This window comes from uncultured Treponema sp., from assembly GCF_934725225.1.
Taxonomy (GTDB): domain Bacteria; phylum Spirochaetota; class Spirochaetia; order Treponematales; family Treponemataceae; genus Treponema_D.
Genome location: NZ_CAKVAM010000001.1, coordinates 426,423 through 449,553, shown reverse-complemented (window position 1 = coordinate 449,553; position 23,131 = coordinate 426,423). Strand labels below are relative to the sequence as shown.

20 protein-coding genes are annotated in these 23,131 nt (G+C 39.8%); 5 read left to right on the top strand and 15 right to left on the bottom strand.

Annotated features, from left to right (window positions below; all coding sequences use genetic code 11):
• Positions 1-24: 24 nt before the first annotated feature.
• From Q0H92_RS02175 to Q0H92_RS02125, 11 genes are read right to left on the bottom strand one after another with little or no spacing between them, the layout of a single operon-like run.
• On the bottom strand, positions 25-582 hold the full coding sequence (locus tag Q0H92_RS02175) for a Smr/MutS family protein (protein ID WP_296011285.1): 558 nt from the start codon (positions 580-582) through the stop codon (positions 25-27).
• A gap of 14 nt (positions 583-596) precedes the next feature.
• Positions 597-1,979: a hypothetical protein gene (locus Q0H92_RS02170; protein ID WP_296011282.1), complete on the bottom strand. Its 1,383-nt coding sequence runs from the start codon at positions 1,977-1,979 to the stop codon at positions 597-599.
• Positions 1,931-3,547, bottom strand: a complete 1,617-nt coding sequence (locus tag Q0H92_RS02165; RefSeq protein WP_296011280.1) for a VWA domain-containing protein — start codon at positions 3,545-3,547, stop codon at positions 1,931-1,933. Before Q0H92_RS02165 ends, Q0H92_RS02170 begins: the two co-directional genes overlap by 49 nt.
• Positions 3,544-4,545: a VWA domain-containing protein gene (locus Q0H92_RS02160; RefSeq protein ID WP_296011277.1), complete on the bottom strand. Its 1,002-nt coding sequence runs from the start codon at positions 4,543-4,545 to the stop codon at positions 3,544-3,546. Before Q0H92_RS02160 ends, Q0H92_RS02165 begins: the two co-directional genes overlap by 4 nt.
• A gap of 52 nt (positions 4,546-4,597) precedes the next feature.
• On the bottom strand, positions 4,598-5,644 hold the full coding sequence (locus Q0H92_RS02155; protein ID WP_296011275.1) for a hypothetical protein: 1,047 nt from the start codon (positions 5,642-5,644) through the stop codon (positions 4,598-4,600).
• Between the two features lie 9 nt (positions 5,645-5,653).
• Complete coding sequence (locus Q0H92_RS02150) at positions 5,654-6,532, bottom strand: DUF58 domain-containing protein (RefSeq protein WP_296011272.1); 879 nt, start codon at positions 6,530-6,532, stop codon at positions 5,654-5,656.
• A complete protein-coding gene (locus Q0H92_RS02145; protein WP_296011268.1) occupies positions 6,529-7,518 on the bottom strand; it encodes a MoxR family ATPase in 990 nt (329 codons plus the stop codon). The genes Q0H92_RS02150 and Q0H92_RS02145 overlap by 4 nt, the downstream gene beginning before the upstream one ends.
• A gap of 42 nt (positions 7,519-7,560) precedes the next feature.
• Entirely contained in the window at positions 7,561-8,598 is a 1,038-nt protein-coding gene (locus Q0H92_RS02140) for a substrate-binding domain-containing protein (protein WP_296011265.1), read from the bottom strand.
• Positions 8,595-10,163 (bottom strand): response regulator, encoded by a 1,569-nt coding sequence (locus Q0H92_RS02135; protein WP_296011263.1) that lies wholly within the window; start codon positions 10,161-10,163, stop codon positions 8,595-8,597. Before Q0H92_RS02135 ends, Q0H92_RS02140 begins: the two co-directional genes overlap by 4 nt.
• Entirely contained in the window at positions 10,156-11,643 is a 1,488-nt protein-coding gene (locus Q0H92_RS02130; RefSeq protein ID WP_296011260.1) for a histidine kinase, read from the bottom strand. Before Q0H92_RS02130 ends, Q0H92_RS02135 begins: the two co-directional genes overlap by 8 nt.
• Positions 11,640-12,605: a substrate-binding domain-containing protein gene (locus Q0H92_RS02125; protein ID WP_296011258.1), complete on the bottom strand. Its 966-nt coding sequence runs from the start codon at positions 12,603-12,605 to the stop codon at positions 11,640-11,642. The genes Q0H92_RS02130 and Q0H92_RS02125 overlap by 4 nt, the downstream gene beginning before the upstream one ends.
• An 80-nt stretch (positions 12,606-12,685) precedes the next feature.
• Between Q0H92_RS02125 and Q0H92_RS02120 the strand changes: the two genes are divergently transcribed.
• The 3 genes from Q0H92_RS02120 to Q0H92_RS02110 all read left to right on the top strand — a co-directional run bounded on the left by Q0H92_RS02120 (position 12,686) and on the right by Q0H92_RS02110 (position 14,286).
• Positions 12,686-12,958 carry a hypothetical protein gene (locus Q0H92_RS02120; protein WP_296011255.1) on the top strand — a complete coding sequence of 91 codons (273 nt, stop codon included), beginning with the start codon at positions 12,686-12,688 and terminating at the stop codon, positions 12,956-12,958.
• Positions 12,959-13,131: 173 nt separating this feature from the next.
• Positions 13,132-13,983 (top strand): hypothetical protein, encoded by an 852-nt coding sequence (locus Q0H92_RS02115; protein WP_296011251.1) that lies wholly within the window; start codon positions 13,132-13,134, stop codon positions 13,981-13,983.
• Between the two features lie 105 nt (positions 13,984-14,088).
• The gene (locus Q0H92_RS02110) at positions 14,089-14,286 is read left to right on the top strand and encodes a hypothetical protein (RefSeq protein ID WP_296011248.1); all 198 of its coding nucleotides are present in this window, start codon (positions 14,089-14,091) and stop codon (positions 14,284-14,286) included.
• 216 nt (positions 14,287-14,502) lie between these two features.
• Here Q0H92_RS02110 and Q0H92_RS02105 read toward each other — a convergent pair whose 3' ends face one another.
• Positions 14,503-15,693, bottom strand: a complete 1,191-nt coding sequence (locus tag Q0H92_RS02105) for an ATP-binding protein (RefSeq protein ID WP_296011245.1) — start codon at positions 15,691-15,693, stop codon at positions 14,503-14,505.
• 223 nt (positions 15,694-15,916) lie between these two features.
• On the opposite strand from Q0H92_RS02105, the gene Q0H92_RS02100 reads away from it, so the two are divergent.
• Complete coding sequence (locus Q0H92_RS02100; protein WP_296011242.1) at positions 15,917-17,506, top strand: right-handed parallel beta-helix repeat-containing protein; 1,590 nt, start codon at positions 15,917-15,919, stop codon at positions 17,504-17,506.
• A gap of 51 nt (positions 17,507-17,557) precedes the next feature.
• Positions 17,558-17,758, top strand: coding sequence for a hypothetical protein (locus Q0H92_RS02095; RefSeq protein WP_296011239.1), 201 nt, complete (start codon positions 17,558-17,560; stop codon positions 17,756-17,758).
• Between the two features lie 57 nt (positions 17,759-17,815).
• Here the strand turns inward: Q0H92_RS02095 and Q0H92_RS02090 are convergent, their stop codons facing one another.
• From Q0H92_RS02090 to Q0H92_RS02080, 3 genes are all read right to left on the bottom strand, one after another.
• Positions 17,816-19,567, bottom strand: a complete 1,752-nt coding sequence (locus tag Q0H92_RS02090) for an ammonium transporter (RefSeq protein ID WP_296011236.1) — start codon at positions 19,565-19,567, stop codon at positions 17,816-17,818.
• 233 nt (positions 19,568-19,800) lie between these two features.
• Positions 19,801-20,799 carry a glycosyltransferase family 2 protein gene (locus Q0H92_RS02085; RefSeq protein WP_296011233.1) on the bottom strand — a complete coding sequence of 333 codons (999 nt, stop codon included), beginning with the start codon at positions 20,797-20,799 and terminating at the stop codon, positions 19,801-19,803.
• Between the two features lie 111 nt (positions 20,800-20,910).
• Complete coding sequence (locus Q0H92_RS02080) at positions 20,911-23,004, bottom strand: glutamine synthetase III (protein ID WP_296011230.1); 2,094 nt, start codon at positions 23,002-23,004, stop codon at positions 20,911-20,913.
• Positions 23,005-23,131: the final 127 nt, after the last annotated feature.

Sequence of the window (23,131 nt, the reverse complement as noted above, 5' to 3'; positions counted from 1 at the left end):
ATTGAATAAATCAATTGAAAAAATCTAATTTTTTATTATTACCCAAGTCGCTCCAGAACCGCCGTGATTTCTGTCTGGATGGCCGGAAGTTCCAAGCCGCTTGTCTTGCTCAATAAAAAGCCGCACAACTTGCCCAAGGACCGGATCTGTTCCGTGGCTGTGATTTCCTTTTCCGTGGATAATAAGAATTTTCTTGAGCTTCCGAATGTAGCAGCTGTCAACAAAAATTTTAAGTTTGTCCCAAGCTTCTTCTCTTGTAAGCTGATGCAAATCTATTGTGGCTTCTGGAGCAAGCGTCTTTAAATAATTTATATCATTCAGTTTTTCCTGACGCGCATTTTCTTCAAACGCCTTGTCTTTGTCCACCGTGCCATATCGTCTAAGCCAAAGCTCCATCGGATTTATGCGCTTCTTGTTGTCCTGCTCCATAATCTGCTCGTAAGAATAACCTTGACGCGCGGCTTCTTTTTCTTCTTTTGTGGGAGCATTTGCTTTTTTACGGCAAACCTGCGGTCCTTTGTTTTTTTGAACAGGCTTTTTCTGAATAGAATCCCATTGCGATAAAATATCACCAAAATCCATTTTTAAATTCCTTGCTATTTTATTAGATAAACATTTTCCGCCGAAACCCAGCCGTAAGTATCATTGTGCCTTATGTACATCCAGCCGCCCGCAGTTCTTATTATAGAAACAACGCTTCCGGCCTGAATGGTTACACCTGTTGGAGCTGTTTTTTCTGGAATCGGACTCATTGTTCCGCCTGCATAAATTCCGCGGGAAGTAAACAAGTGGTAGCCGTAAATCGACAAGAAAACTGCAAATGTAACAAACATAGAAACAAAAATCGCGCAAGTTTTTTTCCGCTTGAAAATAAAAAGCAAAACTGAAAGAGCCAGCAAAATAAAAACAGCGCAAAACATTATGGCAAAGAAAACAACGCTCGGCTCAACTCCAGACGGAGAAAGTCCGACAGAAAGTTCAATCTGCCTTCTTTCTTTAAATGCCGAATTAAAAAACGGAATTGAATGGCGTTCTTTTTTATGAAGCTCAATCAAATTCAAAATGTCGTAATTTTTCGCTTCCGGCTTGGAATCATTTTTGTCATAACTTAAAGGCTCGATAAATGCGTAAGCAAAAGGACTTTCCTGCTTTGGCTCTCTGACCGCTGATTTTTTTTCATGAATTTTAAAAGCAATCGGCGGACATTTTATATCGCTGATTGTTCCGTTGTACGAAACCGCCGTAACAAAAATTTCGGGAAGAGTCCAGTTTCCAGATTTTAAAGGCTGCCAGTCAAACACGGCGACAGGCTTGAATTCCGTAGAAAAAGAATCTTCACCAGAAAAATTAAATTCGCGAAGTTTTTTAAATACAGAATCTTCCGGAATATTCCAAGAAACATTTTTTACAGAATTCGCATACTTCACATTTACGGTAAAAATAATGTGCTGACCTTCATAAGCTTCGGCAATTTTTCCTTTTGAAGGAACATTCAGATTGTTAAACGAAACTGAAACCTGCGGATTTATAAATTTTGGATTTTCAAAAACTTCAACAGGATTAAACGGAATTTGATAGAAGCTGCCGTTTATAACAAGATCGATTGGACTGATTTTGTAAAATCCAGTTTTTAAAAATTTCATCCAAATTGTAATTCTTGTTCCTGCTGAATATTTTTCGTCCTGCCCGTTTCCGCTTTTTATCATAACGGTTTCTTTTTTTGACGAAACAAAACTTACATTATGCGGAAGAGAATTTACGGCAAGCTGAATGCTGTCTGGAGTAACGCCTTCAATTTCAACATAAAATGAATTGTCGGTTTCTGTAAATAAAGTTTCCTGATTTTGCCTGAACCGCAAGCTCCATAAATAATTCCATGAAACTGGCTTTGCAAAAACAGAAAATGCCTGAGCAACAAGCAAAATGAAAATTAATAATCGCGGGAAGTCCGTTCTGAATCTTTTTGCATATTTTTCCATTGCTGTCTTTCATCCTCCCGAATTATAGAATAAAGCGCATTTTGAATATTCTGTTCTTCTTTATTTTCTGACAAAGGCACAAGTTCCTGCGCGGATTCTCTTGAGCGTTCTGAATTTTCCCTCAGCGAAAGCTCAAGATTGATTTTTGCATTTATGCTAGTGCTGTCTATCAAAATTGCTTTTTTGAAAAAATCAGTTGCCGCTTTGTAATCTCCGTTGCGGTGCGCAATTATTCCAGAATTATAAAGAATTGCAAATTTAATTTTATCCGAAGCGTTTTCATAAACTTGAGAAAATCTTTTTAACGCGGCATCAGTTTCGCCTTGCATAAGATAAGTTGAGCCGAGTCCAAAAACCGCATACTGTTCAACAAGAAAATCTCCACGCGCTTGTGCATTCGAAGCCGTTTCCAAAAAATCTCCGACTGCATTTTGATAATCCTGCTTAGACCAGTCAAGTTTTCCTTCAAGAATTTTTACGCCGTCATTAAAACGCGGCGAACATCCAGTAAACAAAAAAACAAGAGAAACTGCGGAAACAGATGAAATCAATTTTTTCTTTCCGCCTGCAATGTCAAGCTCGCCAAAAATAATCGAAGCAAGAAAAAATAAAATTGCAAGCGAAATAAAAAGTCCGTAACGCTGAGTGCTCTGAACTTCATAAGAAACCGACGGCAACGAACCGTTAAGGTCAAGCATTTTTAAAATTGCGGCAGCAGAACCCATTTCCGAAGCATCGATGTAAACAACAGAAGGCGCAGAACTATTTCTTTTGGATGAAATAAATTTTTCTTTTAAAGACAAAATCATTTTTTCAACGCTGCCAGATCTTAAAGCCGTTTTTATTTTTGTAATTCCGTCGCCCGCAAAAATTTCACTTTCACGCTCAGAGCCAAATCCGATAATCACAACTGGAATTCCGGCTTTTAAACATTCAGAAAGAGAAGTCTGAAGGCTGTTGTCTGTTTCCTCACAATCGGTAAAAAGCCAGATAAACGAAGCGGCGGAAGATTGTTCAGGAAACGAAGAAAGCGCGGCTTTTATTCCATTGCCAAGACTTGTTCCCTCGGAAGTCATAAGCAAAGGCGAAAGATTTTCTATTAAACTTCTTACGCTCTGAAAATCTTCTGTAAGCGGAACAGCTGTAATTCCATCGCCCTTCGCAAGAACAGCGGAAACTGCGCATCCGTTCATTCTGTCCAAAAGCTCGCTTGCATAACTTGAAACTGCCTGAAGCCTTGAAATTCCGCCGGGTGCATCTTTTGCTTCCATGCTATAAGAAATGTCAAACACAAGTGAAACAGCTTTTCCGTTTTTCTGAACAGGCACAGAATCCGTTCCAAATGAAATTCCTGCAAGCGCAAGGACAACACAAATTCCGCTTAAAAATCTAAAAAAAGTTCTGCTCCAAAAACAAGCTGAAATTCTAAAAGAACCGTTTTTAAATTCAAAAACTTTTCCGCAGATATTTTTTCTTAGACGAAGATAACGCGCCACAACAAACACAAGCGCAAAAACCAGAGGAATAAAAAGATAAAACGAAAATGGATTTTCAACAGAAAAATTCATAAAGTCTCCTGCAGAAGAAACCTGCGCACAATCCAAGCAAGGCAAGCAAGAACAACAGCGGCAATCAAAAACTGCCGGTAATAAAATATATCCTGATTTTTTATGTAATAACTTTGCGCGACATTTTCATTTTTTGAAATTGAAGAAATAGCTTGCGACAATGCGGAAAGAGATTCAATCTCAAAAAATTTTCCGTTTCCCTCTGACGCAATCCGCGCAATTGAAGACGTGTCAAATTTCGATTCAAGATAACCTGAATAAATTTTATTTGACTTTGGATCTACGTAATCAATCGGGACAACGCCTCTCGTTCCCACGCCAAGAATGTAAAGTGAAATATCTTTGTTCACGGCAAGTCGAGCCGCAGTGTGAGGATGAACCGCGCCTGAATTGTTTTCTCCGTCAGTAATAAGAACAATACTTTTCTTAGGCGACTTCGATTTTTCAAGATGATAAATTGCGCAGCTAACTCCAGTTCCAATCGCAGTTCCGTCTCCAAGTTCTCCGACACTTACAGTTTTCAATCGGTTCAAAAAAAATTTTCTGTCCATTGTAGGAGGAACTAAAACAGCAGCATTTTCAGCCATTACAACAAGACCAAGTTCCGCGCCGCCATTCATTTCCGCCATGGAAACTATGGAATTTTTTGCAGCTTCAAGACGGCTTTGCGAACTAATATCTTTTGCAGCCATTGAAGGACTTACATCCAAAACAAAAACAACCGACGCGCCTTTTGAAGAATAAACTTTTTGCTGAAGATGAAAAACAGGATCCGCATAGGCAAAGACAAGGCAAATGTAAAACAATACGCAAACAACTCTTCCAAAAACAGAAAGAAATTTTCTTGCATTCCCCTTCCACTTAAAATTGCTTCCGTTCCAATCGCTTAAATTCAAAGGCAAAGAAAGCCGTGAAAAAATTTTTATATAACGCAAAATATAAAGCACCGGAATCAAAAGCAAAAGAAAAAATGCCGGAGGATTTTCAAATTCAAACACTTTTTTTCTCCTATAAAAAGCCAATTAAAAAGTTTAAAACTTTGACGCTATTTCAGGCAAAGTTTTTATTACACTCTCCTTTTTCAAGCAAATCAATTATTTTGCAAGTTTCCGCAACCATTGATTTTTTTTCGTTTTTAACAAACAAAGCCTGATGTGTTTCCGCTGGTAAAAGCTTAGAATCAATTGAACCGCTTGCAAACCGAATGTAGTCCGTGCGCACAAAAAAACACGAAAGAGATTCAATCGCCTCACAAACTTTTTCTCCTGCAAGACCGTTCAGTATGTCAAATATTTTTGCACCGACATTTTTTCCAGGCACAGAACAAAATGAAACCGCAAATCTAAATTCCAAATATTCGCGCATTGCAAGCTGCCATTTTTCACAAAAATCTTTATCGTCAATTTTCTTTTTTAAAAGCGCGGAAAGTTTTTTCTTTGTTCGCTTTGCATTTCTGTAAAGTTCAAACTGCTCTCTTAAAAATTTCAGTTTTTTCAAAATATGCGGAAGCCTTATCAGGACAATGCAAGACAGTGAAAAAAATCCGGCAAGTAAGAAGCCTGCAATCCACAAAAAATAATTTGTGTTAGGAAGCAAAAGCGGGGCTTGCGGAGATTTTAAATTTTTTACTTCAAGTTTTTCTACAAGCGAAAGAATTGTAACCGGCGCAAGTTGAATTCTAAAGTCAACATTTTCTTTGCTGCTGTTTTGTCCGCGGCAAAATTTTTCCAAGCTGAATTCTTTAAATTTTATTGTTCCTGTTTTCCACGGAATTATCGTTATGCAAAGATTGTAGTTCACGCCGTTTCTTACAAGAACTGATTTTGTAACAAGGCAGTCGTCCGGATTTTCCAAAAGTTCCTTTGAAGAAAGATTCAGCGAAAGAACTTCATCCTTTATCATTGATGAATCCGCAAAAGAAAAAAAATCTATGGGCGTTCTGAATGAATACTGAATCTGTCCACTGTCGCCAATGAAAACATCGCGCGGAATCATAACTTGCGTTCCAAAAGCAGTTGCGTTTTCACTTGGATTCTGCGCAGCTAAAAACTGAATAAAAAAGCACAAGCCAAAAATAAAGCAAAGATTTTTCTTCATTCCATTTTCCTAAAACGAATGTCTGTGCCTGCTGCTGAAAAATTTTATAAGCTCTGCGGCAGGGTCTTGAACAGTGCTTATAAACAAAGGAATTCCTCCGTGGCGCACGCATTCTTTAAACCAGTTTTCATTGCGCTGCTCATTTTCTTCTCTCCATCCGCGGATAAATTTCTGGCTTGAAGTCGGAAGAACAGCTTCGTATCCTGTTTCCGGATCTGCAAAAAGAACAGAACCAACGGAAGGAATATTGTCATCAGAAGAATCAACAATCTTTATTGCAATGACATCATTTTTCTGGCAAAGACGCGCAAAAGAAGCCTGCCATTCCGCAGCCCTAAAATCAGAAATGACAAAAACAAGACTTCTTTTCTTTAAAAGTTTTTCTGCACCTCTAAGCGCGCTGTCAAGAACAGAACCAGCCTTTTGTTTTTTTCTGTCAAGTTCAAAATGGGACAGAAGCATAAGCGAATGTTTTTTTCCAGATTCCGGGGAACAAAAAAATTCAAGCTCGCCGTCAAAAACAACCGCGCCAACAGGACTGGAATTATAAAATGAAGCAAGCGTCAAAAGAGAAGCGCATTCCATTGCTTTTTCAAGTTTTGTCTGCTGGCTTGTTCCCACGCACATGGAAAGAGAAGCGTCGGCAACTATAAAGACATCAAGTTCGCGCTCTTCTTCAAAAACTTTTTCAAAAGGCTTTCCCATTCTTGCCGTAACATTCCAGTCGATTGCGCGCACATCATCTCCGCGAAGATATTCACGGACTCCGCTGAATTCAATTCCGCGTCCACGGTAAAGCGAACGGAACGAACCGCTTTTCATTTTTTCAGCGAGAGAAAGAGAAGACAGATGCAAAAGGGAAGCACGGCGGCTTATGTCGTTTTTCATGGAACAGGCATCAAGTCTATGATTTTTGAAATCAAGCTGTCCGCAGAAATATTGTCCGCAGCGGCTTCATAGTTTAAAACGAGCCTGTGCCTTAAAACCGGCTTTGCAACAGCCTGAACATCTTCCGCAAGAACAAAGCTTCTGTTTTCAAAAAGCGCGTGGACTTTTGCGCATCTTAAAAGAGCAATTCCTGCGCGTGGAGAAACTCCAAACGAAATGTAACGCTGAATGTCATTGCGGCGGTTCATTTTTAATGCGACATCGGCTCTTGTAAAATTTACAATTGAAACTATGTAGGCAAGCATTTTGTCAGCAACAGTAACTGCATCCACAGCGTCCCGGCATTTTTGAAGAGCGGCGGCGGAAAAAACTTTGTTCACAGGAATTTCATTTGCCCTGCCTTCAGATTTTATAATTGAAATTTCTTCTTCCGGCGTAGGATATGAAATAAGAAGCTTAAGCAAGAAACGGTCAAGCTCAGCTTCCGGCAAACTGTAAGTTCCTTCCTGCTCAATCGGATTCTGCGTGGCAAGAACAAAAAACGGCTCGTTCAGCTTGTAAGTTGTTTCGCCGATTGTAACCTGATGCTCCGCCATAGCTTCAAGCAGCGCAGACTGAACTTTTGCTGGCGCGCGGTTTATTTCGTCCGCAAGAACAAGATTTGAAAACACAGGTCCTTTTCGCACAGAAAATTTTCCAGTACCCTGCTCATAAATCAGCGTTCCGCTAACATCAGCAGGAAGAAGATCCGGCGTAAACTGAATTCTTTTATATTCAAGTCCTGAAACATCAGCAAAAGTTTTTACCGCCAATGTTTTTGCAAGCCCCGGAACTCCTTCAAGAAGAACATGGCCGCCTGCAATCAGCGCCGTGATAATTCCATCCACGACATCTCTCTGACCAACAACGCGCTTTGCAACTTCCGCGCGGCATTTATTTATATAATCAAAACATTCATCAAGTTCAGCTTTTGTAACAACTTTCATTTGAACCCCAAATTTCCTTTTTCAACAATTATATCTATAAAACTATTCCATGTAAACTTCACCATAAGTGTGGAAGCCGGAATCAATTATAACGTCGTCGATATTGTTTTTTGTAACCAAAACAGGATTTAAAAAAATCGCAGGAATTTCCGCAAAATTATTGTCGATTGATTTTAAATTAGAAAGCGACTGGATTTTTTCTCCGCGGGCAACTCTCACTGAAATTTCAGCGGCAGTTCTGGCAAGATCCGCAATCGGCTTGTAAACTGTAAAATCCTGAAGTCCGCGCACAATGTTTTGGCAAGCTGCAATGTCAGCGTCCTGTCCGCAAATCGGAATGTGCTTGTCTGGATAATAAGTCTGCAAAACAGAAATCACGCTGTCAGCAACCGCATCGTTTCCGCAGATAATCGCGCCCGGAATTTTTCCGCTTGTAATAACATCAAGCATTTTCTGCCGGGACAAATCATAGTTCCAGTCCTGCGTATAAAAAATTTCATTTATAATCGGCAAGGAAGTTTTTATAGTTCCGCCAAGCCCACGCAAAAGCATTTTCATGTTGTAATCTTCTTGTGGTCCAAGTATGCAAAGCCAATTACGCAAAGGCGCAATACTCTGAAGTTCTTTTCCCATAATCACGCCCACTTGCCCAGAATCAATCGTAATATACAAATCAACTTTTGTGTTCAAAATCAGACGGTCGTAAGCAATGACAGGAATATTTTTTGCACGGATTCTTTCAATTTCATCTTTAAGAGAATCCGCAACTTTTGCAAGAACAACAACCACGTCAACATTTTTATCCAAAAGATACATGAGCTGCTTTTTCTGAACTTCAACATTGTTGCCCGCATTCTGAACAATAACGTCCGCGTCAAAATCTCTTGCGCGCGCCATAAAAACATCCAAGTCGCGTTGCCACCGCTCAATTGCAAGAGTGTCTATAGAAAATCCGATTGTTGTTTTTTTCTCATCCACAAATGAATTCTGCTTCTGCACGGAAAAAGTTCTTTTGCTCTTTGCGCATCCGGCAAAAACAAATGCAAGCAAAACTGCAAAAATTAAAAAAAGTTTTTTCATAATGACTCCGAGTTTCTATTTGTGTTTCTAAAATCAGTGGGCGAAATTCCAAACTTGTTTTTAAAAATCCTGCTGAAATAATTTTGGTCGTTGTAACCGATTTCCGCAGAAATTTCTTTTATGGAAAGCTCAGTTTCACAAAGCATGAGCCGTCCTTTTTCCAGCCGTTTGTCCGTCACATAATTTATAAAAGTTTCGCCAGTTTCTTCTTTAAAAAGTTTGCTCAAATAAAAAGAACTTACGCCCGCAAAAGAAGCCGCGTCATCAAGTGAAAAATTTTCTGCGATGTGTTCCTGAATATATCCAAAAACTTTTTTTACAAGCGGATTTTCTTTTTCATCTTTTGAGCTGCAAATAAATGCCGCGCACTCCGAAAGTCTGTTCTTAAAAAAAATCAAAAGCTCCGCCTTGGAATCAATCTTGCTCAAGTCGGAAAAAATATTTTCAAACGCAGCATTTTTCCAAGAAGAGCTTACGGACTTTGCAAAATTTTTTGCTTCAATCAAAATTTCAAAAACATTTCCTTTTATTTTGTCCAGCGAAAAACTCTGCTCGTAAAGCTCGCCAATATAAACTTCCGCCAAAAACTGAACTCCGGCTGCGTCGCCTAATTTTAAGCGGTTCAAAATACGCTCGTGCAATTCCTGAATTTTTTCATTTCCGCTAGAAAAATTCAAAAGCTCATCTGCAAACAAAAGTTCTCCGTCCGGCGAAGTTCTGTTCAAGGCTTGAATCGCATCTTTGCAACACTCAGAAACTTCTTCTATTTTATCGCAAGTGTTGCTTATTCCAGCCCGAAGCTTCTGCCCGATTTCCAAAGTCAAAAGCGTAAATATTTCCTTGACCGCAGAATGAAAATCATCTTGAAATTCTTCCGCAGAATTTTCCATAGAAACAAAAACAGCAATTCTGTTTGTCATAAATGGGCCGGCCAAGCACTTGAACTTTTGCGAAACAATTTTTCTGATTTTAGAACAAGCCTCGTATATGTTTTTTTCAGAACCAGGAATTTCTATGCAGGCAAAAAAGAACTCGTCAACTTTCATGTTGAAATAATCAAGATAACTTTTAAAGTCTTCATTCTTTGCCTTGCTGAAAATACACGAGTAAATAAAATCACTTTCAATCATCGGATAGACAATGTCCAGTTTTTTCTGAAGCTCCAGATTTCCAGAAGTTGTTCCGTTGCGCTCGTCAACAAGATTCATGGCATTGCGCACAGTCTGAATCACAATGTTGCGGTTCACGGGCTTTGTAATATATTTGTACGCGCCAATATTCATGGCTTCCTGCGCATACTGAAATTTATCAAACGCACTCAAGACAATAATCACTGCGGAAGGCTTAAGGCTTTTTATGCAGTTGATTGCATCAAGTCCGCTCATTCCCGGCATATTTATATCCATAAAAATTATGTCGATTTTTTCCCGGCTCACAATAGAAACCGCATCGCTTCCGGACAAAGCGGAAAATAAATTCACCTGCCCTTCAAAATTTTTTCTGATTATAAACTGAAGCGAGTCAATCATAATCTGCTCGTCATCGCAAGTTAAAATATTATACATTTGGAATCCTGATTAAAAACTTCATTTCTGAATCGTCTCCAGAAAAAATATCAAAAACATCATCACGGTGAAAATAAATTCTAAGCCGCGAAAAAACATTTATAAGCCCAATACCCGTATGCTCTCCGTTTTTATTTTCCGCAGAATTTTCCTTTGAAGCAATAGATTTTATTCCGCCGCTTTTTGCAGCCTTTAAAATTTCTTCACGAACGCCAGAATCAAATTTGCTTCCGTTGTCGCCCACAAGAATTTCAACAAAGCCGTCTGTTTCCTTTACAGAAAGAAAAACTTTGCCCATGGAATTTTGCAAGCCATGCTGAATACAGTTTTCAACCAGCGGCTGCAAAGTCATTGCAGGAAGCCTCTGGGAAAATTTATGCTCGGGAATATTTTTTACAAACTCAAGCCTTTTTCCAAAACGAACTTTCATAATGTAAACAAAATTGTCCACAAGTCCAAGCTCATCGTCAATTGAAGCGTCCTCTTTTTGCGCAATATTATATCTAAAAAAATCCGAAGTCTGTTCAATAAAAAAACAAGTCTTGTCCGCGCCTTCCATCATTGCAAGCTGCGCCCCGGTATTCAATGTGTTAAACAAAAAATGCGGATTTATCTGGCTCTGAAACGCCTTGAGTTGGGCATCCGCATAAAGAGCCTGCATTTCCATCTGACGTTCTCTAAGCTCGTTTTCTGTTCTGGCTTTTTCCCAAATTTTGTCTATGTATTCTCTTATGCTGATTATCATTCTGTCAAAAGCGCGGCAGATGTTTCCAATTTCATCATGCGACTTTTTGTTAAAAAGCGGAACATCAAAATCCTGCTGAGCCACACGGAGCGCAACCGAAGAAATTTCCGCAAGAGGACGAGTGATTTTTCCGATAAGAAGATTCAGCAAGGCAAGAATGAAAACAAAGAAAAGCGCAAAGAAAACCGCATAAACTTTAAAAAGCAAATTTATATTGTTTCTGTCCGCAGCGTAAAACTCGGCGTTGTTCTGCATGTAAAGAATATTCAGCTTTTGAATTTCCTCCAAAAGAAACCTGTAGCATTCAAGGCTCTGCAAATAAAAATTTCCGCTTGTGCTGTTTGCTCTTCGTTCCGCAACCGCCTTTGAACTATAATATAGAAAAGACTGCGCAAGCTGATTCACAACATATTCTTTCTGGCGCACTTCATTTGTAGACGGAGAATCCTGCATCGCATCGCAAAGGTCTTCAACTCTGGCGGAACTTGCATAGTAAGCGTCAATGCTTTCAAACGTTCTGTATTCAATGTAAAGCTCAAGCGAATTTTCAAGCCGCGCCAAATCATTTGCAAAAACATTCAATTCTGAATTTGACTTGTAAGCTTCGCCCACGGATTTTAAAACGTAATGCTCCATAAGCATTGTAAGCGCAAGGCTCGCGCTCATTATAAGAAAGGCGGCAATTATGCTTGCCATAATTTTCCATCGAAGGCTTTTGTTTTCTGCAAGCTTCATTTTTTTTCTGTTCTCCTTACCTGAAGGTCAGCTGTAATGTAGCTGTTCGCATAGCCTTTGTTTCTGTATTCAAAAAGTTCCGCCATCGCAGTCTTGCCGATTTTATTAAAATTGAACGAAACAAGTTTAGAAAGAATTCCTTTTTCAAGATACATGGATGCAGTTTCATTTTCTCCATAACCCAAAATTTTTATACGCCCGGAAGCAGAAGAAGCCGCAACAAGCTGAAGAACCATAATCGTATCTTCCTCTGTAAGGCAGACAACAGCGCAGCAGTCAGTTTTTTCCTGCAAAAGAATTTCTTCCACATTTTTTCTGTTTTCCTTAAGCGACTTGTCGAACACTTCAAAATTTGAAATTCCCCTAGCTTTGTAAAAATCCATAAGGCTGTTTAAAAGATTGCTGTGGTTCGGACTGCCTGAAATTCCGCTTATAACGATATACGCTTTTCCGCTCGGCTCAAAAAGTTCTTCTGATTCAATGCCGATTCTGCGCCCAAGATTTGAATAGTTGCTTCCGATAAAAGAAATCTGCGGATTTTCTGCAAGATAATGCCCGATTGTTATAACTGGAATTTCCGTGCCATCAATGCGGCTTACTGATTCAAACGGAAGTGATGAAGAACTTACATAAGCGATGATTCCGTCCGCATTTACAAACGAGCCGTAATCAATTAAAGACTGAAGCGAAATATTTTCCGCAAGTGAATCCGGGGATTTTAATTCCACCAGCGCGCTATAGTCTTGGCACAAACTTTTTGCACCTTCAAAAATCTGATTAAGAAAAACAGAACTGTCCGCCTGCCCAACAACAAGAATATGATAATTCCTATCATCGCCCTCAAGTTCCGCACCATGAATAGAAATGCCAGAAACAATGCGCACAAGAAACAAAATTCCCGCCGCAAAAAGAACAGCAAGCGGAACCGCCGCCTTCAGCACATAACCATTTTTACCTTTCACTGGATTTTTCCCCGCAAACTCAATAAAATAATAACATAGATTGAACAAATATTCGATACAGAAAAACAAGGAGGATTTTTATGAATACAAAAAAACTTGTGCTTGCATTATTTCCGCTGATGCTTGCATTTGCTTCCTGCATGAACATGAGCGGCTCAAACGGAAAAGAAGGCGCAATCCGTATTACACTTCCTGAAAGCAGTTCACGCGGTTCTATTACACTTTCAAAAGACAATCCTCTGTACGAAGTAAGCCTTATGCAGGGCGACAAAACGCTTGACACTAAATCATCTGAATCCACCGGGGGGGCGATTTTGTATTTGATGAGCTGGAACCCGGAACATACAAAATAGTTGTTACAGCAAGACAGCAGGACGGAACATTTCTTTCCCGCAACAGCAAAGAAGTAGAAGTTACAGCCGGAGAAACCACAGACTGTCCAATCACTCTTATCCTTGCAGGCGATAAAGGAAAAGTTTTCAGCTCGAATTATTATATACTGCAAGACACAAGCCATGTGGATTTTTTGCAAGAAAATGAAATATCATCTTCAACAACATTATCTAACTCTGGAAATAAAACTACAGGAGGTGAAGATATAGATGGAAACAAGTATTATGCAGAATTTTCTAGCTACACTTCATCTTCAAATGTATTCATATATAAAAATAGCACAAGTTCATCATCTGTAGATATAGAAACAAGTAAAGAAAAATCGAGCACAATAACAGATTTTCTTTATTATGATACTGTAAATTCTTCTCTTTGGGTTGGATTATATTCTTCAAGCGGATTTTATTTTGCAAACAATATAGATAAACTCTTTTATGAAGATGGCTCGCAACCAGGAAGTGTAACACTTAATACTCCTTGCACTCTTTCAGGGATTTCAATTTATCCGAATGCAACTTACACAGCCTTTGCTGCAAGCGGAACAGAGCTTTACATTGCATATACAAATGACGGAACTTCATATCTTCAGCGCGCCGCAATAACAGGAAACAACGATGGATTTACAATAACCGCAAAAGGAGAAGCGCAGTCCACACAAGACCTGGGCGTAGACGGACAAATAACAGATATAGTTATTCATTATGATGGCTATGTTTACGTGCTGGTTTCACAGACTGGCTCTTTGAACTTTTCTGATATGTATATGGTAAACAACTTAAATAGTAGTTCTACAGAAACAACCGTTTATAGCCGAGGTGCTATAGTGCGCCTTGAGCAAACCTCAAGTGGATTTAAAGTCTCTGCAAAAACTGGCTGGACGGAATCTACAAGAACTATTGCCTCTTCAAATAAAGATAAAAATACTTTTACAGATGATGAATACAACAATCGCAAGACTTATACATTCTATGATGTAAATGCATAGATTCCTGAATACACAGAAAGAAACTCGCATTTCTATGGTCCACGCCGATTTGTAGCTATAAAACCAAAAGAACTGGCAATAGCAGACTGTGGTGCAAATATAGTCATGCCAGATTATGGAAGCCAAAAAAGAGGAAAGTTGTTTAAACATAACAGAATTGTAAAAGTAGATTTATATAAATTCGCATTGGAATCAAGCTCTGTAACAGATTTGAGTAACATTAATTTTTCAAATTTAACGTTGAGTGGCTTAATTGAAAGCGTAACAGGCTTTGCTGATCTTTCTGACAATGATGAAAAATAATTGCAAGGTCAAATATAGAGTTTTATAAGATTTGTCATTGCCGTACTTGATACGGCAATCTTTCCAACGGATTATCGGGTCAAGCCCGATAATGACATTAAAATTTAACCCCTGCAACCACACGGCAGCCCTGCTGTCGTATGGTTGCAACACCCTCTGCCTAATGCTAGGCAGACCCCTTGACGTGTGCTTGTCAGTACCCCTTGCAAAAAATAATTACTCGCTAAGCCAGTTTGCAATATCAACAATACGGATTCCTTCGTAGGAATATTCCTCATGCCTTGTTCTTGCAATAATCAGCTTAGGATAAGCATCTTTTATGCTCAAAAGCGGAGCTGTTTCTCTTTTAAAAGTCTCTTCGCCTGAAATATCATCACTTACTTGGATATAAATTTTTTCATTACGCTTGACTGCGACAAAATCAATTTCTTTCTTATACAGCACGCCTGTATAAACTTCATAGCCGCGCCGAAGCAGTTCAATTGCAACAATATTTTCATAAACCCTGCCGTAATCAAAATTTTTTGTTCCCAATTTTGCATATCTAAATGAATGGTCTGCAAGGTAATATTTATCCTGACTAGACAAATATTTTTTTCCGCGAATATCGTAACGGCGAATTTTATAAAAAGCAAAGGCATTGCATAAATAGCTCAAATATGCGCTGATTGTCTTGTTGTTTGTTTTTTCCTGATTTGAAGCAAGCGCATTTGCAAGGCTTCGTGCGGAAACCTCACATGAAATATTATCAAGCAAAAAATCATTCAGCTTTTCAAGCAAGGCAACATTCTTGATTTTATACTTTTGCTTTATATCGCGCACAATCAAAGTGTCAAAAACTTCGCTAATATAATCATATTTCGATTTTTCAGAAGGATAAACAAAAGAGCCGGCCATGCCCCCTTCCCTAACAAAACTGTCAAAAGCCTGATTTTTTTCAAGCCCATCAAAATATTTGCAATATTCCTTAAAAGAAAAAGGAAAAACACGGACTTCGTAAGTTCTGCCTGTAAAAAGCGTCGCCAAATCACTGGAAAGCAAAAACGCATTTGAGCCAGTTACATAAATATGAAATTTTTCCGAAACATGAAGCGAATTGATTGTTTTTTCAAAGCCTTCGCAAAGCTGAACTTCATCAATAAAAAGAAAATTTTCACAGTTTGAATCAAATTTTCCCTGCACATAAGAATTCAGCGCATGATATTCCGCAAGATTTTCAAAACTTATGTCATTAAAATTTATATGGATAATATTCGCATTTTTCACAGAAACCTTTACATATTCAATAAAAGATTCCATCAGCTTAGATTTGCCAGAACGCCTTATGCCGGTTATTACTTTTATGTCAGGAGTCTGAACAGTTCCTTTTAACAAATCCAAATATTCTTTTCTTTCCACCAGTTTCATGCTTGAATTATACTCTTTCTATTTCTCAAAATCAATAATTTTTCAATTTTGAGAAATAAAACGCCATTTCTATTTCCCATTTTTAATATTTTTTCATTTTTGGGAAATGGAAAAGCAAATCAACTAAAAATTTAAAGAATTTTCTGGCAAAAGTGGAAATCAGTGGGAATTTGATATAGAATGATAATAGGTTATTTTAACAGTTTTCTTTATAGGGGGAATTATGAAAAAATTTGCGTTTTCAATTTTACCAGCGTTATTGCTTGCCCTTGTTTCCTGCATGAATATGTCGCAGGGAAGCGAAGGCGGTTCTGTCCGGGTTGTTCTGCCAAGCTCTTCACGCGTGCTTTATTCATCGGGACATGACGATGTTGATTCATTCACGGTAAGGCTTTTGCTAGGCGAAAAAATCATAAATGAAGAATCCATAAGCACAGAGGCTGACGAGACGGGGGGGGTAATCGTATTTGACGAACTCGAGCCTGCTACATACACAGTAGAAGTAGAAGGCTGGATGTCCACCAAAGACGTTCTTTTATATTTTGGAACAGAAGAAGCAAAAGTAACAGCAGGACAAGATTCTGATTGCCAAGTAAATTTAAAGAAAAAAGACTGCCAAATTTACAATATTTCAGCTGATGCAGAAGAACTAAAAACAGCCTGCGAATCAGACGGAAACGCATATATTTTTATGGGTGCAGATTCTTCTGTAAGCACAAATCAAGCCACATCAGCAAATAACCATCAACTTACAAACATAACTTCCGGCACAAAAATCATAAGAGGCAACGGCGCAAAAGTTCAGCAAAGCACAGACGACAACAAAATTCTTACAACAGAGGGCGGTCAGATAAAGCTTTTCAATGTAACAGGAAGCTCCACAATTCTTGAAATAAACAACCTTACATTTACAGCTTCAAGCACAGTCGAAACTTCTTCACTTGACGGCGCTTTAATTTATGTAGATGACGGAGCTACAGTAATTTTAAAGCAATGTCGTATGAGCGAAATATCCATGTCAAACTCTGGAACAAGCCTTATATATGTAAAAAGCGGCGGAAAACTTCTTGTTGAAAACTGCACTTTTTATAATAACAAAAGCACAGGTAGCGGTAACGTAGGCTATTCAGAATGTATACGCATAGATAACGGAGCACAGGTAGAAGTTGTTTCATGCAACTTTGAAAGCAACGGTGATGAAGATTTAATGGCAAACGCCGCAGCAATAGAAAATTCAGGTTCATGCCACATAACCAACACAACATTTAAAGGCAACACAGCAAACAGAGGCAGCGCAATAATGAACAATGACACTGGAATTCTTGAAATTGAAAGCTCAACATTTGACAGCAATACGTGCACTTCTAACGGCGGATATTATGCAAGAAGAGGCGGAGCAATATTTAGCCAAGGCGGAAGTATAAAAATCACAGACAGCACATTCACAGGCAATAAGGCTGGTGGTAATAATCCAGGAAGTGAAGGCACAACAAAAGGTGAATTCCAAAAACTTGGCGGAGGCGCAATCAGCATAAAAACAGGTTCACTCATTTTGCAGAACACAAGATTTGATAATAACAGCGTAACTTCAACAAGCAGCAACGACGCTTACGGCTATGGCGGAGCTGTTTTAATAGAACAGTCAGATGCAAGCCTGTTCTTAAAAGATGCAAGCGGGTCTGCTATGGACATAGAAAATTACATAAGCAATTACATGAACGGCAATACTACAAAAAAAACTGATGCCGGTGCAAACATCTACTGCAACGGCGGCACAATAAACGGCACTGTTTATACAAAAGCATGGGAATAAAACCATTACATTGCCATACACGAGAATGATAGTCTTACAACCTAATAACAGATGAAAAAACAGTGGGTTCTTAGGGCGACAGCCCTAAGCGATGCTGGGAAAGAAGGGAGGTTTGGAGGGAAAGAAGACCCCGCTTTCGAAGTAGAGGGTTTTCTTCCCTCCAAAAAGAAACCGGCCATCCGCTGCGGGGTTACAAATACAGCAGACAACCGGCATATAACCTGCGGATTTCTCCGCGGATTTTCAATTTAAAACTAAGACAGACCTGGAGATTCTTCTTTCTCCAAGCCTGCCTTTTTTTTCTAAATGCTACTCTTCGTCCTGAAGGGCATCGTATCCAGATTCACCAGTGCGAACCTTGATTACATTTTCAACAGGGTAAACGAAAATCTTTCCGTCTCCGATGTGTCCTGTATACAAGGCTTTCTTTGCGCTTTCCACAACAGTCGATACAGGAACTTTTGAAACTACAATCTCTACCTTGATTTTTGGCAGCAGGTTGATTTCAACTGGAACACCGCGGTAGTACTCGCTTGCGCCTTTCTGCATTCCGCATCCCATAACATTTATAACTGTCATTCCAGTTACACCAATGGAGTTCATGGCAACTTTAAGTGCGTTGAACTTGTTCTGGCGTGTTATAATTACAACCTTGTGAACCGCAGCATCCTTAGAAGAAGGAGTTGTGGCAGGAGCAACAACTGGAACAGCTTCATGCATTGGAATTGCAACGCCAGCTTCAGCAGCTTCGGCAATTTCTTCTGTGCTGTAAGGTGTCATAAATCCTGCATAACCTGAATCAAGACCATGCTCAAGCTTGTCAAGACCGATGATTTCCTCTTCCGCAGATACACGCAATCCAAAAATCTTCTTGATTACAAAGAACAAAATCGTAATTGTTACAACAGTCCATGCGATTGTGCAGACCATTCCAAGAACCTGAAGCCCAAGACATTCAAGTCCGCCGCCGTAGAAAAGTCCTGAAATCTGCTCGCCTGCTTTGTTTGCAAGTGAATATCCAGGAACTGAAGGGCTTGCAAAAAGACCAACCGCAATTGTTCCCCAAATACCGTTTAAGCAGTGAACAGCAACAGCACCAACAGGGTCATCTACACGGAGCTTGTTGTCCAAGAACCAAACACCAAATACAACCAAAAGACCTGCAACAATACCGATGATTGAAGCGCCCAAAGCATCCGCAACATCACAAGGAGCTGTGATTGCAACAAGACCAGCCAAAGAAGCGTTCAAGCACATTGAAACATCAGGCTTGCCGAATTTTATCCAAGTAAAAATCATACAAGTAACGGTTGCAAGAGCCGGAGCAATTGTTGTAGCAACAAAGATGCTTCCAAGCTGCGGAACAGAAGTTGCAGCCGCACCGTTGAATCCGTACCAACCCAACCACAAGATAAACACGCCAAGCGCGCCAATCGGAATATTGTGTCCTGGGAAAGCATTTACCTTTATAGAACCATCAGCGTTCTTTGTAAACTTTCCAATACGAGGACCTACCATTGCAGCTCCAATCAAAGCGCAGATACCGCCGACCATGTGGATACAGTTTGAACCTGCAAAGTCGTGGAATCCAAGCTGAGCAAGCCAACCGCCGCCCCAAGTCCAGTGAGCTTCAATCGGATAAATTACTGCTGAAATTACAGCTGAATAAACGCAGTATGAAAGAAACTTTGTGCGTTCTGCCATTGCGCCAGAAACAATTGTCGCTGTTGTAGCGCAGAATACAAGGTTGAACACAAAGCCAGACCAGTCAAAGTTTGCATAGTCTGTAAATATCTGCCAGTTAGGTTTTCCCATAAAACCAAAAAGCATATTTTCACCAAGGAAAAGACCAAAACCAATAAGGATGAAAACAACTGTACCAATACAGAAGTCCATCAGGTTTTTCATAATAATGTTGCCGGTATTTTTAGCACGAGTAAAACCGGTTTCAACCATTGCGAATCCTGCCTGCATCCAGAATACCAAGGCAGCACCAAGCAAGAACCACACGCCCCATAAATCCTTGGAGACGCTTTGAACAGCTTGCATTACATCTTCCATAAAAACCCCTTGTCTAAAAAGACGGTAATGAAAATAAAAAAGCGACAGTGATACCGACAAGAGAATTCCACATCGGAATCTCTTAACCGACACCATTGTCGCTTTTCACAAGTTATTCAGTTTAAAACAAAAAAAGCCACAAACTGCCCAAGGCAATCTGTGACTCCGTTGTCAACTGATGTTCTAGTTTTATCATTCTGAAAAAAAAATGTCAATATATTTTTTTAGAAAATTTATTTTTGCACTTCTATTGCTCGCTCAATTGTTTTTACGTAGTCTTCGCCCCAATATTCGCAAAGAAGACTGTATGCCTGCTCTTTTAGTTCCGGCGCAACACGCTGTTCAAGCTGCTTTAAATTGTTCGCCACAAAATTATTGCAAGCAGCCTTCATGCTTTCAATTAAAGAAGTGCTAAGACAATTCCCTTCTGGCGACTGTATAAACTGCACAATTGGAACAAAAGCCGATGCCGCAGAACACACACGCTGCCACCGTCCAATGTCCGTAATTGTTTGCGCGCTTGAAATTCCTGAATCTACAGAATATCTATAAAAACGTTCCTGAACTCCAAAATATTTTTTTGCAAAAATCGAAACAAAAAAGTAAAGACAAAGATCTTCCGCCATGGTGCATTCTGTAAACGGAATAAAAGAAAACGCTTTTTCCATCAAAGACCTTTTTATAAGCTTGCCCCACAAAAATCCGCAGTGCTTGCAATTTACAAAACAGTCTTCCGCAATCTGATTTCCAAAAAGCTCGCCCAAAGTTATCTTGCCTATTTTTTCCTGAAGATGCTTTTGCTGCGCTGAATTTTTTTCTGGATTTTCTGTAACTGCAATAGCCGTGGAATTTACTATGTCAGCGTTGGTTCGTTGCGCTTTGTTGTACAAAAATGAAATTGCGTTGCTTCCTTCCAAATAGTCGTCGCTGTCAATATAAAAAATAAAATCTCCGCTGGAAAATGAAAGCAAGTCGCGCCGGGTTTCAAGAATTCCAAGGTTGTTCAAATGCTCCTTGAACACAACTGGAATTTTTGTTTCCTTGGAAAACTTCTTTACGATTTTTTTTGCATCCTCGCCTTTTTCATTGACTCCGCAGGAAGCATCGCTTACAACAACAATTTCCTTTTCCGCAAAATCCTGCATAGCCACAGAGTCAAGGCATTTTCTTAAAACATTTTCCGTTCCATAAACCGGAATGCAAACCGAAACCAGCGGCTTTTTGAATTTCATGCGTAAAATTATAACACAAAAACATGGAAATTTAAAACAAGAATCCCCGGCACAGAAAAACCATACCGGGGAAAAGTGTATTTTTAAGGAGTCAAAATGCTATTCAATAAATTACACTCTAAAAAGCAAATCCTCGTAACTTGGGAACGGCTTGTATTCTTCTCCAAGCAAAGGCTCGATTTCATCAGCGACATCGCGGGCTTCTGTCATTGCAGGAATAACTGTATCAACATAAGCGCGGGCAATCTTCATGCAGTCGCCGGCATTCTGTGCAGCTTCGTGAAGCTTGTCAAGTTTTGCGGCTTTTTCTGCCAAGCTGTTTACAAGAGTGTCCAGCTTAGAAAGAAGTTCTGCCTGCGCGCTTGCCTTTGCGCCCGGAACAACAGCCTTGAGGTCAATTGCAGTCTTGCTTACTGAATCCATGTACTTGAATGCGGCAGGAAGAATATCCTTGCTAATCATTTCAAGCATTGTCTGGACTTCAATATTCAGAATCTGCGCATATTTTTCAAGCTTGATTTCATAGTGGCTGTTCATTTCAACATCTGTATAAACACCCATTTCTGTAAAGAGCTTGACGTTCTTGGAATCAAGGTAGTGAGCCATTGCATCAGGAAGAGTGCGAAGATTCAAAAGTCCGCGCTTTTCAGCTTCATCAACCCAGCTTGAATCGTAGCCGTTTCCGTTGAAGATAACTCTCCAGTGCTTTGTAACTTCGCGCTTGATAAGTTCAGCAAGAGCAGCGTCAAAGTCACTTGCCTTTTCAAGCTCATCTGCAAATTCCTTGAGAGTATATGCAACGATTGAATCCAATGTTGTGTTCGGACCGGAAATTGAAAGTGAAGAGCCGCATGAACGGAATTCAAATTTGTTTCCAGTGAAAGCAAATGGAGAAGTTCTGTTGCGGTCAGTTGAATCTTTTGGAATTGGCGGAAGAACGTCAACTCCAATTGTCATCTTCTGTGCTCCATGCTCACCAAGAGGCTTTCCGTCTTTTATAGATTCAAGAACAGCATAAAGCTCATCGCCAAGATACATTGAAATAATTGCTGGCGGCGCTTCATTTGCTCCAAGACGGTGATCGTTTCCGGCAGAAGCAACAGAAATTCTAAGCAAGTCCTGATTTTCATCTACAGCTTTAATTACGGCTGTAAGGAACAAAAGGAACTGCGCGTTTTTCTCTGGAGTTTTTCCTGGCTCAAGAAGGTTTTCACCAAGGTTTGTAGACATAGACCAGTTGTTGTGCTTTCCGCTTCCGTTAAGACCTGCAAAAGGTTTTTCGTGAAGAAGGCAAACAAGACCGTGGCGGCGCGCAACTTTCTTCATAACTTCCATTGTAAGCTGGTTCTGGTCGGCAGCAAGGTTTGTTGTTGTGAAGATTGGAGCCATTTCATGCTGAGCCGGAGCAACTTCGTTATGTTCTGTCTTTGAAAGAATTCCATACTTCCAGAGAGTATCGTTCAAATCTTCCATGTATTCAACAATGCGAGGATTAAGGGCGGCAAAATACTGGTCGTCCATTTCCTGGCCTTTTGAAGGTTTTGCGCCAAACAAAGTGCGTCCTGTCATGCGTAGGTCTTTGCGCTGGCTATAAAGTTTTTGGTCAACAATAAAATATTCCTGCTCTGGTCCTACTGTTGTGGCAACATGAGTAGCGTCTTCATTTCCGAAGAGCTTAAGAATTCTAAGAGCCTGTTTGTTAAGCGCTTCCATTGAACGCAAGAGCGGAGTCTTTTTGTCCAACGCTTCGCCTGTGTAAGAACAGAAAGCTGTAGGAATACAAAGAGTGTGCTCCTTTACAAACGGATATGCAGTTGGATCCCATACAGTGTAACCGCGGGCTTCAAAAGTTGCACGGCGGCCTCCGCTTGGGAAAGAAGAAGCATCCGGCTCACCCTTTACAAGCTCCTTTCCGCTGAAAGACATGATAACAGTTCCGTCATCCTGGGGAGTGATAAAGCTGTCATGCTTTTCCGCAGTAATTCCTGTGAGCGGCTGAAACCAGTGTGTAAAATGCGTTGCGCCCTTTTCAATTGCCCATTCTTTCATTGCGTGAGCAACCTGGTTCGCTACATCGATTTTAAGCGGCTCGCCATCATCCAAAGTTTTTTTCAAAGCCTTGAATGTTTCCTTTGGCAGACGTTCTTTCATTACTTTCTGATTGAACACCATGCTTCCAAACAATTCTGGTACATTTGTAGACATTTGCTAACCCCCATATAGATCTAAAACAAAGAAGGCGATGTGATTGAACGCCAAGAAAACTTAGCACTCAGCCACATCGCCTTTGATGTTTACATGGACTACTCTAATTAATTCACAAAAAAATGTC